The sequence below is a fragment of the uncultured Paraglaciecola sp. genome (assembly GCF_943787955.1).
In the GTDB taxonomy this organism is placed as follows: Bacteria; Pseudomonadota; Gammaproteobacteria; order Enterobacterales; family Alteromonadaceae; genus Paraglaciecola.
Window position 1 is genome coordinate 89,328 of the sequence record NZ_CALSOK010000001.1, and the last position, 13,745, is coordinate 103,072.

At 38.6% G+C, this 13,745-nt stretch carries 12 protein-coding genes and 1 pseudogene; 5 read left to right on the plus strand and 8 right to left on the minus strand.

Annotated features, from left to right (window positions below; translation table 11 throughout):
- The first annotated feature begins 89 nt into the window (after window positions 1-89).
- From ttcA to Q0Y52_RS00430, 3 genes are all read left to right on the plus strand, one after another.
- Entirely contained in the window at window positions 90-1,001 is a 912-nt protein-coding gene (gene ttcA, locus Q0Y52_RS00420; RefSeq protein ID WP_297816528.1) for a tRNA 2-thiocytidine(32) synthetase TtcA, read from the plus strand.
- Window positions 1,002-1,016: 15 nt separating this feature from the next.
- Window positions 1,017-2,033: a patatin-like phospholipase family protein gene (locus Q0Y52_RS00425; RefSeq protein WP_297816531.1), complete on the plus strand. Its 1,017-nt coding sequence runs from the start codon at window positions 1,017-1,019 to the stop codon at window positions 2,031-2,033.
- Between the two features lie 88 nt (window positions 2,034-2,121).
- A complete protein-coding gene (locus Q0Y52_RS00430) occupies window positions 2,122-2,673 on the plus strand; it encodes a DUF1232 domain-containing protein (RefSeq protein WP_297816534.1) in 552 nt (183 codons plus the stop codon).
- 56 nt (window positions 2,674-2,729) lie between these two features.
- Here Q0Y52_RS00430 and Q0Y52_RS00435 read toward each other — a convergent pair whose 3' ends face one another.
- From Q0Y52_RS00435 to Q0Y52_RS00450, 4 genes are read right to left on the minus strand one after another with little or no spacing between them, the layout of a single operon-like run.
- Complete coding sequence (locus Q0Y52_RS00435; protein ID WP_297816538.1) at window positions 2,730-3,365, minus strand: DUF2987 domain-containing protein; 636 nt, start codon at window positions 3,363-3,365, stop codon at window positions 2,730-2,732.
- Window positions 3,362-4,228 carry a glucosaminidase domain-containing protein gene (locus Q0Y52_RS00440; RefSeq protein ID WP_297816541.1) on the minus strand — a complete coding sequence of 289 codons (867 nt, stop codon included), beginning with the start codon at window positions 4,226-4,228 and terminating at the stop codon, window positions 3,362-3,364. The genes Q0Y52_RS00435 and Q0Y52_RS00440 overlap by 4 nt, the downstream gene beginning before the upstream one ends.
- Window positions 4,182-4,949 (minus strand): hypothetical protein, encoded by a 768-nt coding sequence (locus Q0Y52_RS00445; protein WP_297816544.1) that lies wholly within the window; start codon window positions 4,947-4,949, stop codon window positions 4,182-4,184. The genes Q0Y52_RS00440 and Q0Y52_RS00445 overlap by 47 nt, the downstream gene beginning before the upstream one ends.
- Window positions 4,950-4,997: 48 nt before the next feature.
- Window positions 4,998-5,642: a LysE family translocator gene (locus Q0Y52_RS00450; protein WP_297816546.1), complete on the minus strand. Its 645-nt coding sequence runs from the start codon at window positions 5,640-5,642 to the stop codon at window positions 4,998-5,000.
- 882 nt (window positions 5,643-6,524) lie between these two features.
- On the opposite strand from Q0Y52_RS00450, the gene Q0Y52_RS00455 reads away from it, so the two are divergent.
- Window positions 6,525-8,105: a gamma-glutamyltransferase gene (locus Q0Y52_RS00455; protein ID WP_297816550.1), complete on the plus strand. Its 1,581-nt coding sequence runs from the start codon at window positions 6,525-6,527 to the stop codon at window positions 8,103-8,105.
- A 14-nt stretch (window positions 8,106-8,119) separates the two neighbouring features.
- On the plus strand, window positions 8,120-8,941 hold the full coding sequence (locus tag Q0Y52_RS00460; RefSeq protein WP_297816552.1) for a sulfite exporter TauE/SafE family protein: 822 nt from the start codon (window positions 8,120-8,122) through the stop codon (window positions 8,939-8,941).
- On the opposite strand, the gene Q0Y52_RS00465 is transcribed toward Q0Y52_RS00460, so the two are convergent.
- The 4 genes and pseudogenes from Q0Y52_RS00465 to alc form a co-directional block, all read right to left on the minus strand.
- Window positions 8,930-9,589 (minus strand): TetR/AcrR family transcriptional regulator, encoded by a 660-nt coding sequence (locus tag Q0Y52_RS00465; RefSeq protein WP_297816555.1) that lies wholly within the window; start codon window positions 9,587-9,589, stop codon window positions 8,930-8,932. The two genes, Q0Y52_RS00460 and Q0Y52_RS00465, sit on opposite strands and share 12 nt — an antisense overlap.
- Window positions 9,590-9,603: 14 nt before the next feature.
- A pseudogene (locus Q0Y52_RS00470) lies at window positions 9,604-11,800 on the minus strand (malate synthase G).
- Between the two features lie 74 nt (window positions 11,801-11,874).
- On the minus strand, window positions 11,875-12,378 hold the full coding sequence (locus Q0Y52_RS00475) for an ureidoglycolate lyase (RefSeq protein WP_297816557.1): 504 nt from the start codon (window positions 12,376-12,378) through the stop codon (window positions 11,875-11,877).
- A gap of 18 nt (window positions 12,379-12,396) precedes the next feature.
- Entirely contained in the window at window positions 12,397-13,464 is a 1,068-nt protein-coding gene (alc, locus tag Q0Y52_RS00480; RefSeq protein WP_297816562.1) for an allantoicase, read from the minus strand.
- Between the last annotated feature and the right edge of the window lie 281 nt (window positions 13,465-13,745).

Here is a 13,745-nt window from a genome sequence, read left to right on the forward strand (position 1 = left end):
GGTTTAGTTAAGAAAGAAACCAATTTTCCAGTATAATTATCCTGCCAAATGAGGCAACCTTTTTAGTCGATAAAATATAAGCCATATTCATGAACCAATTAGCTAGCATTAAACAAAAAAACACACGAAGCTTAGATAAGTTACAAAAACGACTCAGACATCATACTGGCAAAGCAATAGCTGACTTTAATATGATTGAAGATGGCGACAAAGTAATGGTCTGCTTATCTGGCGGAAAGGATAGCTATACGATGTTGGATATGTTGCTACATATGCAAAAAGTAGCCCCTATATCTTTTAGTATTATTGCGGTTAATCTTGACCAAAAACAACCTGGATTTCCAGAACACGTATTACCAGAATACCTCACCCAGCTTGGTGTAGATTTTGAAGTGGTTGAAGAAGACACTTACTCAATTGTAATAGATAAAGTACCTGAAGGTAAAACAACTTGTGCACTATGTTCAAGGCTTCGCCGAGGAATTTTATATAATACTGCCACCCGTTTAAAAGCGACAAAAATTGCACTGGGACATCATAGAGATGATATGTTGGAGACACTTTTTCTGAACATGTTTAATGGTGGGCAGCTAAAATCGATGCCTCCTAAATTGGTCAGTGATGATGGCAAACAAATGGTCATAAGACCGCTAGCTTATTGCGCTGAACAAGATATCGCTGTTTATTCGCAGCACCTTAAATTCCCTATTATTCCATGTAATCTGTGTGGCTCTCAAGAAAACCTCCAGAGAAAAGTCATTAAAAGCATGTTGCAAAATTGGCATCAGCATTTTCCCGGTAGAATAGAGTCCATGTCAAAAGCATTACAAAATGTGGTGCCTTCGCACTTAGCAGATAACGCTCAATTTAATTTCGTTGATTTAAAAACCCAAACAATACCATTTGAAAATGGTGACATTGGCTTTGATCCTCCCGAACTGAGCTCATCCGATATGAACAAGTTTGAAATAGTAGCGCCAATTGTCATAACTAATATTTAGGATTAAAGGAATTATATGAAAATCGGATTAGCATTAGGCAGTGGTGCAGCACGTGGGTGGGCTCATATCGGAGTGATCCAAGCTCTGGAAGAAATGGGTATCGAAATAGATGTAGTTTCTGGATGCTCTATTGGCTCCTATGTCGGAGCAGCTTATGCCTCAGGAAAATTACCAGCGTTATCCGAATGGGTTGAAAGCCTTACAGATTGGCAGGTATTTGCTTTGATGGGGGTGGGTTTTCATAAAGGGGGTCTAGTAAGTGGCTTAAAAGTATTTAAAGCACTACAAGATAATTTTAGCTTTGAAACTTTTGAAGAGTTACATAAACCTTTTGCAGCTGTCGCTACTGACTTATACAGTGGCCGAGAAGTAAATTTCATGAATGGCTCTGTGATTGAAGCCGTTAAAGCATCATGTGCTATTCCTGGTTTGTTTCCTCCGCTTTTATTTGAGAATAGATGGTTAGTTGATGGGGGGGTAGTCAACCCTGTGCCCGTTAATATGTGCAGATTGTTAGGGGCTGATGTGGTGATTGCTGTTAATTTAAGTGCAGACTTTAGACCTCAATCTATAGTCGCTAATCCAATTGATCATGGGAATAATCAAAAAAAGACCACAGATTTTTTTAAACGTAGTCAACAACAAATTCAACAATGGTTTAAAAAAGATGGGGACACTCCAACTGAACAAGATTTAATTACAGACCCAGAATTTTTAACTGAAGCATGTTTAGAAATACTTGAGCCTGCCAACATCGAACAGCAAATAACAGAAGGTATATTGGGGACTGAGCATATTGTTATACCTCCTGCCCCTTCGATCATCAATGCGATGACAGGTTCATTAGATATTCTATCTGCAAGAGTCACACGCTCTCGCCTAGCTGGCGATCCGCCGGATATCCTAATTGAACCACAACTTCGTGATTTCGGTATGATGGAATTTTACCGAGCTAAAGAGCTCATTGAACATGGCCGTGCTAGCGTATATAGAATTGCAGACCAAATTAAATATCAATTAGGTGCTGAATAATTAAGTACGATATTTAAACAGTATAATTGACAGACTCTCGGCTGCTCTCTAAGGTATATGATTAACAACTAAAAAAAGGAATTTTTACATGCCAATACAAATTAGTTTCGAACTCTCTGACAGCGACTTAGAGCACTTTCGCTCAATGATGAAAGCCGCTATGGAAAAAGCCAGTGAATATCCACCTGCCGAAGTATTAGAAAAAGCACGTGCCGTCTGTGCGGAAATGGAACAGGCTAATTTGCCTGATTTTGTTAAACACAGAATGGAATCTCTTGAGACACTTATATCAGCTTTGGAAGATCCAGAATGGCAAATGCCAGAAGATGAAAAAAATGAAATTCTAACTTCGCTTGCCTATTTTAGTGAGCCAGAAGATTTAGTGCCTGACAATATTCCAGGTTTAGGTTATGTGGATGATGCCATCATGATTGAGTTGGTTATTCAAGAGTTGTCACAAGATTTGGCTGCTTATAAACAATTTTGTAAGTACAGAACAACGGAAGAAAATCGCAGAGGCGCTGAAGCGAATGTGAATAGAGACAGTTGGCTAACTAGCAAGAGAACAGAGCTTCGTTCTCAAATGCGTCGCGGTCGAAGTAAAGGTGCAAGTAGACGTTTATTCTCAAGGATAATGTAATAATATCCAATGATCAGATGCAGGGACAAGTAAACCACCCTGCATTAATTCAACATTTATTTTTCAATGATAGCGGTGATACGTAACGGTTTATGTGGTAATTTTAGCCCGTTAGCTTGCATTAGCCGCGCTTTACTCAAAGCTATGGTTCCCTCTTTATTCATTAAAGGTTGTAAACTTTCTGGTAAATTTATCTCTCGGTCAAAATGAAACGATAAACCCTCTGCAGAGGGCATCATAAAAGACAAAAAACCTCCCATCCCATCAAAAAAAGCCTGATACTGATCAAATAATAATAACAAATCATCATGAGTATAGTGTGTCTTCAGGTAGCTCGGTAACGTCTCTAACTGCACAGACATATCACATCGATTGGCCTGATCATCTAACTCAATGACCACTTGTGCCTTAGCCATCTTAAGAATTTTATTTTTGGGCACAGTAAATCGCTCATTGTTTTCAACCGTCAATGGCAATCTTTGTTTTTGCGTAACTATATCAGCACGGATGATGTGACAAAGGCGGTTTTCCGCAATATGTTGAAATCCAAAGGCAAATCTTAATGCGTTAGTGTCAGGCTCATCAAGTTTTTTAACATGACTATAAAAGCTTGAATATTGTACTTCTAACGTGTCTGCGATTGCATATGTACTTAAAATCATATGCCCTAATATAAATAGTGTTATTTTCAACCCGCTGTATCCATATGTTTTCTATTCACTCGCAACATGCTGAGCAATTCATCTATGTATGCTTGTCCCCGTTCAGAGTAACTTGATAGGCCAGCAGCTAGAGCTTTTGCAGAAACAGGCTTGTCAGCCTGTCTTAGATTTTGTCTTATCATACGTAAGTCTTTATATGCATAGTGACGATTAAGATTACGTGTGTAAGTCATAACCGCATGAGATAGGTCTCTAAATTTTGCAACTTCATGGACTGCGTTGTCATTGCGTTGTTTAGGTACGAAACCACAGCCTTTTTTAAAACACCAAAGTCCAAAAAAATTGTACCCCTGTTGAGCAAACCTTGAGGCTCCCCAACCTGACTCATTTGCAGCCTGAACCAAAACAAGTGCCTCAGGTATCGTATCAACTCTTTTTATTAACATTTTTAACGTCTGCTCTAAAGATAACTTTTTATCACCTGAAAACTGATATTTTTTTGCTAACTGATTAAATACCTCTTGTTGATACTGATTAAAATCTTGCTGTTGCAGCATCATTTTTTGTAACGCAAATACCATTTCCCGCTCTTTTAAAATAATTTCATTTTGTCTTTGAATTTCAGGTTGTAAATAAGCGAAGAATGCGCGTTTTTTCTCAATAACATCACTATAATCAGAAAAAACAGGAACCGGTTTAGTACTGCTGTCTAATGAAGGTATGTGCAATCCATCAAGGCTAATAATGTCCTGTGCAACATCTTTAATTTTAGATTGCTGTAATAAAACAATTAACGTTACGGTGGTGATTATAACTGCAATTATGACAACACATATTTTAACAACATCACGCATGAAATATCGACTCATCAGGGTTTGATTGTGACTTAACATTGAGTACTTTAACTCCAAATAATTCACGATATAAAATACCTTTCATATTGATGAAAAAGGGAATAATCCAAATGTACGCAAAACCTAAAGACAGAGCACCTAAAAATAAACACAGGTAATACACAAGGTAAAACACCGAAAGGGGCATCCAATATTTATGGAACACTTTTAAAGACTGGATCACAGATTGACTCGGAGCTAGCCTTTTTTCAATCAACAACATGATTGAAAAACCTGTTGCAAGATTAACATAAAACAACATCGCCACACCTAACAAAACACTGATCTGTGACCCAACAAAAGAGCCAACGTCTGACATTGCTGCTAATAGCAGCGCCAATAAAATAACTAGAATAGAGCCCATTACGTTTTTAAGAATAGATGAAAATCTTGGCTTGATCCCTACACTATGTGAAATACCTAACAAAAACATAGTAGCTATTATAGGTGTAGTAACAATAATACCTGCGACCTTTAGTGAAATCATCATACTTTGAGGGACAACACTTAAATCAGATATGCCGAACCATGATTGCAATACCCAAGCAAATACGATGGCAATAAAAAACAATAATAACACACCATGTAAAACGACTGTTTTAGTATTTTTTGATAAATTCCAAGCCTCTTCAGCAATCGCTTTTAGATCTAATTGGGTTTCGCCCTTGAGTGACTTTTCGAGGCTGCCACCCTGTATTTTAAACTGTTTTTGTTCTTCCACTTAAATTCCTATTTAACGATCACTTTGGCATTACTTTATAAAAGCGCACTATACAGGCATAACCAATTTTATCGCCAACAAAATCAATACAACACCCATACCCCTATCAAACCAATAACCTTTTTTAGCAATATACAGCCTGACTCTTTTAGAACTTAAAAACAAAGACAGAACACAAAACCAAATACCTGTTGCCACGGCCAAATATAACCCATATCCAAGTTTAATTGCATTGGGCGTATCTGGCGATACGACCACAGCAAATACCGATAAAAAAAACAGGGTGGCCTTTGGGTTGAGGCCATTCGTTAAAAATCCCACCATAAAGGCTTTATTATCAGAAATAATGTGCATTGTTTTTTTAAACTCTACACTATTTAAGTGTTTAGGCGCAGAGCTCCTTATCGCTCCCCATCCTAGATACAGTAAATACATAGCAGCAAAATAACTCAATACTTGAAAAAGCACAGGTGTTGTTTTTATAACAATACCTATACCTAGTAAGGAATAGCCAACATGGATCAGTATGCCTACCCCAACACCAATACTGGTAATGATAGCGGCTCTTCGGCCAAAACTAATGCTGTGTTTCAATACGATGGCGAAGTCTGGACCAGGACTAGCGACGGCCAACAAGTGCACACTAGCAATAGTTAAAAACTCCAACCAATATTGGTGTACATATTCAATCAAGTTTATGCCCTTTGAGTAACATATCTACAAACCATCCGGCAAATTTACTTTTAGGTCCGTAGTGTTTTTAGTAAAAATTATTCTAACCTGAACTTGGTCCTAGGTTTAACTCGAGGCAGAAAGCTAAAGAATAACTAGTCTGACTAACATAACTGGTTATCGAGTATATTCCAATGGAGACAGACTCATCAGCGTCATGCCGCTTGAAAATTTTCAACCACCACAATGGTCACTGTAATCTTAATTGATAAATATACATTGTAAGCTAAAGCTAAAATTCAAGCGGAAAAGAAACACTCCAGCTTATGTTACATGTTTTTGTTGCCTGTCCTTTAATTTTAGGATCGTTAGACTCAATCTGCATTACAATCGAGTATTAAGAAATTGCTACCTCCTCAATATTGTGAGTTTTCCATGAATCAGCATTATTTTTAAAGGGCATTTAATCTAGATTCGCCAGAAATAGTTGTGCCTTTTAACACCACGATTTTTAGTATATTCATCATATAACAATGTACATTAGCTAAAATAAGGGGGCATCAGAGGTTTAAACATCCGGATTGATAACAAATACATGGAAACTTAAACATCATAAGTGAATATTTTATAAACGAATTATTTTCACAAGAATTACTTTTAAGCATTATTTTCTTTTGAATAAAAATCCGAGGTTTTTTTACAACTAATCGAAGATAGTTGCCTACTATTTGCATTAAAGATTAGCCTATTGTTTAGCAGTTACTGTAAAACCTGTTGGTGTAATTTAGCTCAACACGGGTCTAAGGGTTTCCAAACTGATTTATTTGGCGTATCTACTTTGAGAATGCTTCAAGTAGCACACCCATTATTAAAATGATGAAAATATCAAAGGGAAACACAAGATTGAAAATAACATCGAAATCTATTGCTTTTACTGCACCACATTATTCAGCCAATCAGGCTGGTCAAAACATTCTACTACAAGGTGGAACAGCTATAGAAGCTATGGTTGCAGCTGCAGCATCAATATCTGTTGTTTACCCGCATATGAATAGTTTGGGCGGAGATGGTTTTTGGCTAATTAGTGAACCCGGAAAAGTACCAGTTGGTATTGATGCAAGTGGTATTGCAGCTAAACGAGCAGACCTGAATTTCTATGCAGGTCAAGATAATATAGAGAGTCGCGGCGGTCGTGCCTGTCTTAATATGGCTGGAGCGGTAGCCGGTTGGAGTAAAGCATTAGATATCAGTAAAAGCTGGCAACCATCACTCGAATTAGAACAATTATTGTCCCCTGCCATCGGTCAGGCTGAATGGGGTATTGAAGTAACCCAGAGTTTGCAAAATGCCAGTGAAAAAACCTTTAATGACTTGCATAAATTAGTCAATTTTGAACAATTTATGATTCAAGGACAACGTTTAGAAAAAGGTAAAATACTTAAACTACCTAAAATTGCACAAACATTAAAAACATTAGTCAGCAATGGATTAGATGATTTCTACCATGGTGACATTGCAAAATTGTTAGCTGAAGATTTAGCCGCGACAGGATCCCCTATTCAGTTAAGCGATTTTACTGATTACCGAGCGCAGCAGGTCACTCCTTTGAGCGTGAAAACGTCTGCGGGTAAATTATATAACTTGCCGGCACCTACTCAAGGCATTGCTTCGCTTATCATTTTGGCATTATTTGATAAAGTTCAACATCAGGCAAAGACTGAAGCCGAGTTTATTCACCTATTGGTTGAATGTACTAAACAAGCATTCATTGTGCGGAACGCAGTGCTAACCGACCCTTCTCGTTTAGCCGAGCCTTTAGAGTGTTATTTACAAGAAGAAAAGCTCAATCAACTGGCAAAAAAAGTGCGTCTTAATAAAGCGCTACCTTGGCCGCATATTGGCAAATTAGGCGATACAGTATGGATGGGTGCTTGTGATAGAGAAGGCCGAATGGTCAGTTATATTCAAAGTATCTACTGGGAATTTGGTAGTGGTGTTGTATCCCCACAAACGGGCATTGTTTGGAATAACCGAGGTACCACATTTAGTCTACAGCCTGATCATCTTCAGCAACTGAAACCTGGATTAAAACCTTTCCATACACTTAACCCTGCATTTGCTGAACTTAAGGATGGTAGACGTTTGTGTTATGGCACTATGGGTGGCGAAGGTCAGCCACAAACACAAGCAGCAGTGTTTAGTCGCTATGTTTACCGGCAACAAGCTTTACCTAAAGCCATATCCGAAAGCCGTTGGTTATTGGGTCGTACTTGGGGGGATAACAATAATAACTTGCATGTAGAGCAAGATATCCCGCAAAATGTTATTCAAGAATTGGCCTCTAAGGGCCATCAAATAACTACCGTTCCAGCATGCAATGAATTAATGGGTCATGCTGGCGCAGTGGTATTAAGGCCGGACAATACTGTTGCAGCGGCTACAGATCCTCGCAGTGATGGTAAGGCGTTTGCAGCCACTTTGTAAACTAAGAGAATTTTATGGATGTTGTACTAGGCAATCTACCCACTATTTTTGCGTTAATAGCAACGGGCATTTTTGCTGGATTGTTAGCAGGGTTGTTAGGCGTAGGTGGTGGCATAGTAATTGTGCCAGTATTGTTTTTTCTGTTTCAAAGTTTTGACGTGTCAGCCCAAAGTGCCATGTTGATTGCCACGGCCACTTCATTGGCAACTATAGTCCCTACTTCCCTCAGTTCAATTAATTCTCATTATAATAAAGGTAACGTTGACCTTAGTCTGCTTAAGTCATGGGGTCTATATATATTGATAGGAGTGATTATTGGTAGCTTGTTAGTCACTGAATATGGTGGCCAATGGCTTAGCTCACTGTTTGGTGTGATTGCCAGTTTATCCGCACTCAACATGTTATTTCGTGTTAGACAATCAACTGTTGCAGACTCGTTGCCTGGTAAGTTTGGTCAAAGAGTGATTGCCAGTTTAATTGGTTTTTTCAGCGCTATGGTCGGAATAGGCGGGGGTACGTTTAGTGTGCCTATTCTTACAGCTTATCGTTATCCTGCACACAAAGCAGTAGGTACTGCTGCTGGTATAGGACTAATAATATCTCTCCCAGCAGCCATAACTATGCTGACATTCGGTGTCACGCCTAGTGATGCTCCCTTTGGTACTTATGGTTTAGTTAATCTTTTAGGATTTGTGTGTATTGTGCCGTTGACTGTTATTTTTGCGCCAATGGGGGCTAAACTAGCAAGCATAATGGACGCTAATCTACTCAAAAGAGTGTTTGCGGTGGTACTACTCATTACCGGATTACGTATGCTTGCACAGCTATTTATCTAACAATGTATCAGTGTGTTTCGTCGTTTTAACTCCGCAGCCTTTTAAAACGATAGTGGTGATTGAGTTAACAACAGCATCAAAACTTTGTTCATCCATTTCTGCCTTATCCATAGCGGCAAGTACCTGAACATTAAAGTCTGCATAATGTTGAGTGGCCCCCCAAATTAAAAATAATAGATGGTATGGGTTGATGTCGTCTATTAGCTGTTGCTTAATCCAATATTGAATAACATCTACCTTAGTTTGCACCCATACTTTAAAGTCTGTGGATAGGTAGTCGTTTAACACAGGCGCGCCATGAATTATCTCACTAGCAAAAATTCGTGATGCGTCTGGTTCATCACGAGAATACATCACTTTTGAGCGAATATAGGCTGACAAGACTGTTTTAGGATCATCATCCATATTCAGCGAGTCAAATTTAGAGTTCCAAATACTCACAATGTTACTGAGTAATTCTTGGTACAACTCCATTTTGTTGGCAAAATAATAATGTATATTCGCCCTAGGGATATTCGCTCTTTGGGCTATGCGTTTGATTGATGCACCTTCAAAACCAAAGGTAACAAATTCTTTTTTGGCAGCATTCAGAATGAGCGCTTTATTCTTTTTACGAATATCGCCCACCTCTGCTTTTTTAATAGTCATGATTATGTTTGGTGTTAGCTGGCTAAGCTGTGTTTGAGCTCATTGCGTCTCTTATGTAACAAAGGTTCAGTGTAACCACTTGGTTGTTCCTTGCCTGAAAATATAAGGTCTACAGCGGCCTGAAACGCTAAGCTTGTCTCAAAATTAGGCGCCATTGCAATATAAGAACTGTTCTGCTCATTTTGAGTATCCACCACAACAGCCATACGTTCTAGAGTTTGCATGACTTGATCAGCACTCAATAAACCATGATGTAACCAGTTACAGATATGTTGACTTGATATACGCAAGGTCGCTCTGTCTTCCATTCGTCCTACGTTATCGATATCAGGGACTTTAGAGCACCCTACCCCTTGATTAACCCACCGTACAACATAACCTAATAACCCTTGAACATTATTATTCAATTCGTCCTGTCGGTCTTGCTCAGATAAATCAGTAATGTTTTTTTAGTAACGGAATAGTTAACAACGCATCAAGTTGTGCGTTATCTTCATTCAAATTAGCCTCAGTTAACATTTGCTGTTGTACCTCTAAAACATTGACTTGATGGTAATGCATCACATGTAAAGTAGCTGCAGTAGGTGAAGGTACCCATGCGCATGACGCACCTGATTTTGGATGGCCTATTTTAGCCTTTAGCATGGCAGCCATTTCATCAGGCGTAGCCCACATGCCTTTTCCTATTTGCGCTTTACCTTTGAGGCCTGCTTTGAGCCCAATTACCACGTTTCTATTTTCATAGGCTGAAATCCATTTTTCATTTTTCATCAGCTCTTTACGAACCATCGGCCCTGCTAACATGCTGGTATGAATTTCATCACCCGTTCTATCTAAAAACCCCGTATTAATAAAGGCTACACGGCTGCTAGCTGCTCGAATACATTCTTTTAGATTGGCTGAAGTTCTGCGCTCTTCATCCATAATACCCATTTTGATGGTATTTTCATCAAGACCAAGGCTTTCTTCGACTCGGCTAAATAAGTCATTGGTAAATTGCACTTCTTCGGGCCCATGCATCTTGGGTTTAACAATATAGATGCTGCCCTGTTTTGAGTTCACATAATTGGATGAACCATTTAAATCATGCATAGCAATTAAAGATGTAACCAACGCATCAACAATGCCTTCTGGCACTTCTTCATTATTTGTGGTTAATATCGCGTCAGTTGTCATTAAATGACCAACATTACGGATAAACTGTAGACTTCGGCCTGGCAAACTTAAGGGCTCACCAGCAGCGTTACTGTATGCTCGGTCTGGATTTAGAGTTCTGGTAAATTTTTTACCACCTTTACTGATGGTTTCAGATAAATCACCTTTCATCAGTCCAAGCCAATTAGTATAAACGGCGGTTTTATCAGCGGCATCTACAGCTGCAATTGAGTCTTCACAGTCTTGTATAGTGCTTAAAGCTGATTCTAAAACGAGGTCTTTTACTCCAGCTGCATCAGTTTGACCAATTAGATTGTTTTCATCAATTTGAATTTCAATATGCAATCCATTGTGAATACATAATATAGTGCTAGGGTTTTCTTCAGAGCCATTGAAGCCAACAAATTGACTGACATCTTTTAAACTAACTTGGTCACCAGTATTAAAAGTAATAATAAGCTGTTGGTTATCGACTTTATAGTTGACTGCATCATGATGACTGCCATTTATTAAAGGCAAAGATATATCCAAAAAATCACGTGCAAATGTTTGCACTTTTTGACCACGAATTGGGTCATAACCTGCTATTTTTTCTTGTTTAAGATCATCAACAATAACATCAGAGCCATATAGCGCATCATACAAACTACCCCACCTAGCATTGGCTGCGTTAAGTGCAAATCGAGCATTCATTAATGGCACAACTAACTGAGGTCCTGCTATTAAGGCAACTTCTGGGTCAACATTTTCAGTGCTGATTTGAAAATCACCTTGTTCAGGTACAAGGTAGCCTATTTCGGTCAGAAACTGTTGGTATGCTTGTTGTGAAAAAGCCCTGTTTGCATTGCTCAAATGCCAGTTATCAATTTTGGCTTGTAATACGACTCGGGCATTTAACAATGCTTGGTTTCTTGGAATAAACTCATTAAGTACATCCGCCACTGCCAGCCAGAAGTCTTGTTGATTAATACGTAAACCAGGAAGGACCTCATGGTTGATAAAAGTGTGAAGACAATGGGCAACTTTATAGCCATGTTCATTAAATCGTTTATACATTGTGTTTCCTATAACGTTTCAAATAGATCGATAGTTGTGGCTGCATTGTGTTGGATTAACATTTACTGTTTGCGTTAACACTGGGCTATAACGAGTGAACCGTCTAAATTAATCACGTCGCAGTTATCTCCAGCCCCACCGCGATCAACCACTATAAAATCACTGACTTGGTGTAACGCCAAGCAGTAGTGATGCCAAGTACCTTTATGATAATTTACGCCTTGATGTGATGAAGCCAAAAACACTTCAATTTTTGTAATATCCATTTCCCCTTTAGGAGCAACAACGACTAAAAAAGGTTGTGGTCCCATCGGTATAAATGCTTGACTAGATAATGGATGACGCTCCATCATCTTTATACTAACAGGCTGTTCAAGTGGTGTTGAACGAAAAATATTAATCAAAGTACGGCCGTTTTCTTGGGTCACATCAACATCTGCTAAATCATGATAACGTTGAGTAAATCCCTCGTTAATACTGAAATTTTTGGCCTTGTCATTCACTTCTATTACATCACCAAATGATGCGAAATTTTCGCGGGTGAGTGCTTTAGGTATTATTATTTTGCTAGTTGTCATCAAGGTATTATCCCGTTGCTATTCAGTAATCAAGCGTGACGTACGTTTACCCAATACACGCAATCTAGATATACCACCATCTGGGAAAATACTTAATTTAACGTGGGTAAATTGTTGTAATGTTTCAGCCACTATTTCATTAATAAATAGATGCTCGCGATGAGCATACAACTTAAGTTGAGGAATAATGGGTTGCCAATCTAACTCTGCATTAGCATCATTAAAATTGTCACTACTGGTATTAATACCTTCTAGCTTAAAAGTGTCTGGAAAGTTACCTTTAAAGTGACAAGTATCGACAATCACTTTTTCGACGCTCCCTGGTGCTGCTAATTTAACAATTGACCAATCCGGCCCCGGATCACGACGACGTTTTGTTTCCCACCCATCCCCCATATCTTTGCCTCGACCAGGCATGATCAAATTGTTTTTATCGCTGAAAAACATATCGCTTACTAACAAAGCTTTTGCACCGTTCTTAATAGACGCTAAATCAATCAGTTCATCATCTACAAAGTTTTTCCAATTCACATCGGCTTCGCCGTAAACACGTAATCGCGCTATGCCACCATCGGGAAACATATTTAATCGAATATGAGTCCAAGATTGGGAATTGGAAATTTCAAATATATTTTGACTATGGGCTGACACTTCATTTTCGGCTAACACTGTGTGCCAAACAGTATTTTCATTTGGTTGCTGGACACTGACACACGCTTCAACTGAAACCGTTTGGGGGGCATTACCACGAAAGTAATTGGTATCAATATCGACTCCATGTATTACGCCACTGATACCCAGGCGAATAATACACCAATCAAATTCACGACCATTGTTTCTACCATAACTGCGGCGAGACTCCCAACCGTCCATCCATTTACCACGTTGTGTGTATTTATCGTCTATAAAAATACCACGGCCAGATTTAAGTAAGTTTTCCATCTCGGCAAAAAAATCATCACTGCAAGACAACGTTTCGCCGCCAACACGTTCGCTGGCTAAATCAACAAAATAGGTTTTTAACCTCAACTCTAGCTCAGCATCTTTACCAGCTAGTTTGTTTTGCTGTTGGGTATTTTCAATCATTTAAAATTTCCTATTTCGATAGCATGATGGTTTTCAATTTTATTTGTATAGATAAAAGAAGAAATCGTGACGGGCTCTATTCACAACAAAACCTGACACAAATGTCAGGTAATTATTATAATTGAATAAAAAATTGGTGCATAGGCCGATAAGATAAATAAAGTGATATTTAAAATATATTGTGACAAAGTAGGTGTTAATGCCAATACCTGTCCTTTAGATTATCCTCAGAGGCACGAAATGGTTTACATATGTGCCCATGGAATATTGTTTATGCGTTG

Bases quoted from the DNA above. Each gene is read 5' to 3' on its own strand.
- Q0Y52_RS00425 (WP_297816531.1), top strand. From the start codon at position 1,017: ATGAAAATCGGATTAGCATTAGGCAGTGGTGCAGCACGTGGGTGGGCT.
- Q0Y52_RS00475 (WP_297816557.1), bottom strand. From the start codon at position 12,378: ATGACAACTAGCAAAATAATAATACCTAAAGCACTCACCCGCGAAAAT.
- ttcA (WP_297816528.1), top strand. From the start codon at position 90: ATGAACCAATTAGCTAGCATTAAACAAAAAAACACACGAAGCTTAGAT.
- Q0Y52_RS00440 (WP_297816541.1), bottom strand. From the start codon at position 4,228: ATGTTAAGTCACAATCAAACCCTGATGAGTCGATATTTCATGCGTGAT.
- Q0Y52_RS00460 (WP_297816552.1), top strand. From the start codon at position 8,120: ATGGATGTTGTACTAGGCAATCTACCCACTATTTTTGCGTTAATAGCA.
- Q0Y52_RS00430 (WP_297816534.1), top strand. From the start codon at position 2,122: ATGCCAATACAAATTAGTTTCGAACTCTCTGACAGCGACTTAGAGCAC.
- alc (WP_297816562.1), bottom strand. From the start codon at position 13,464: ATGATTGAAAATACCCAACAGCAAAACAAACTAGCTGGTAAAGATGCT.
- Q0Y52_RS00465 (WP_297816555.1), bottom strand. From the start codon at position 9,589: ATGACTATTAAAAAAGCAGAGGTGGGCGATATTCGTAAAAAGAATAAA.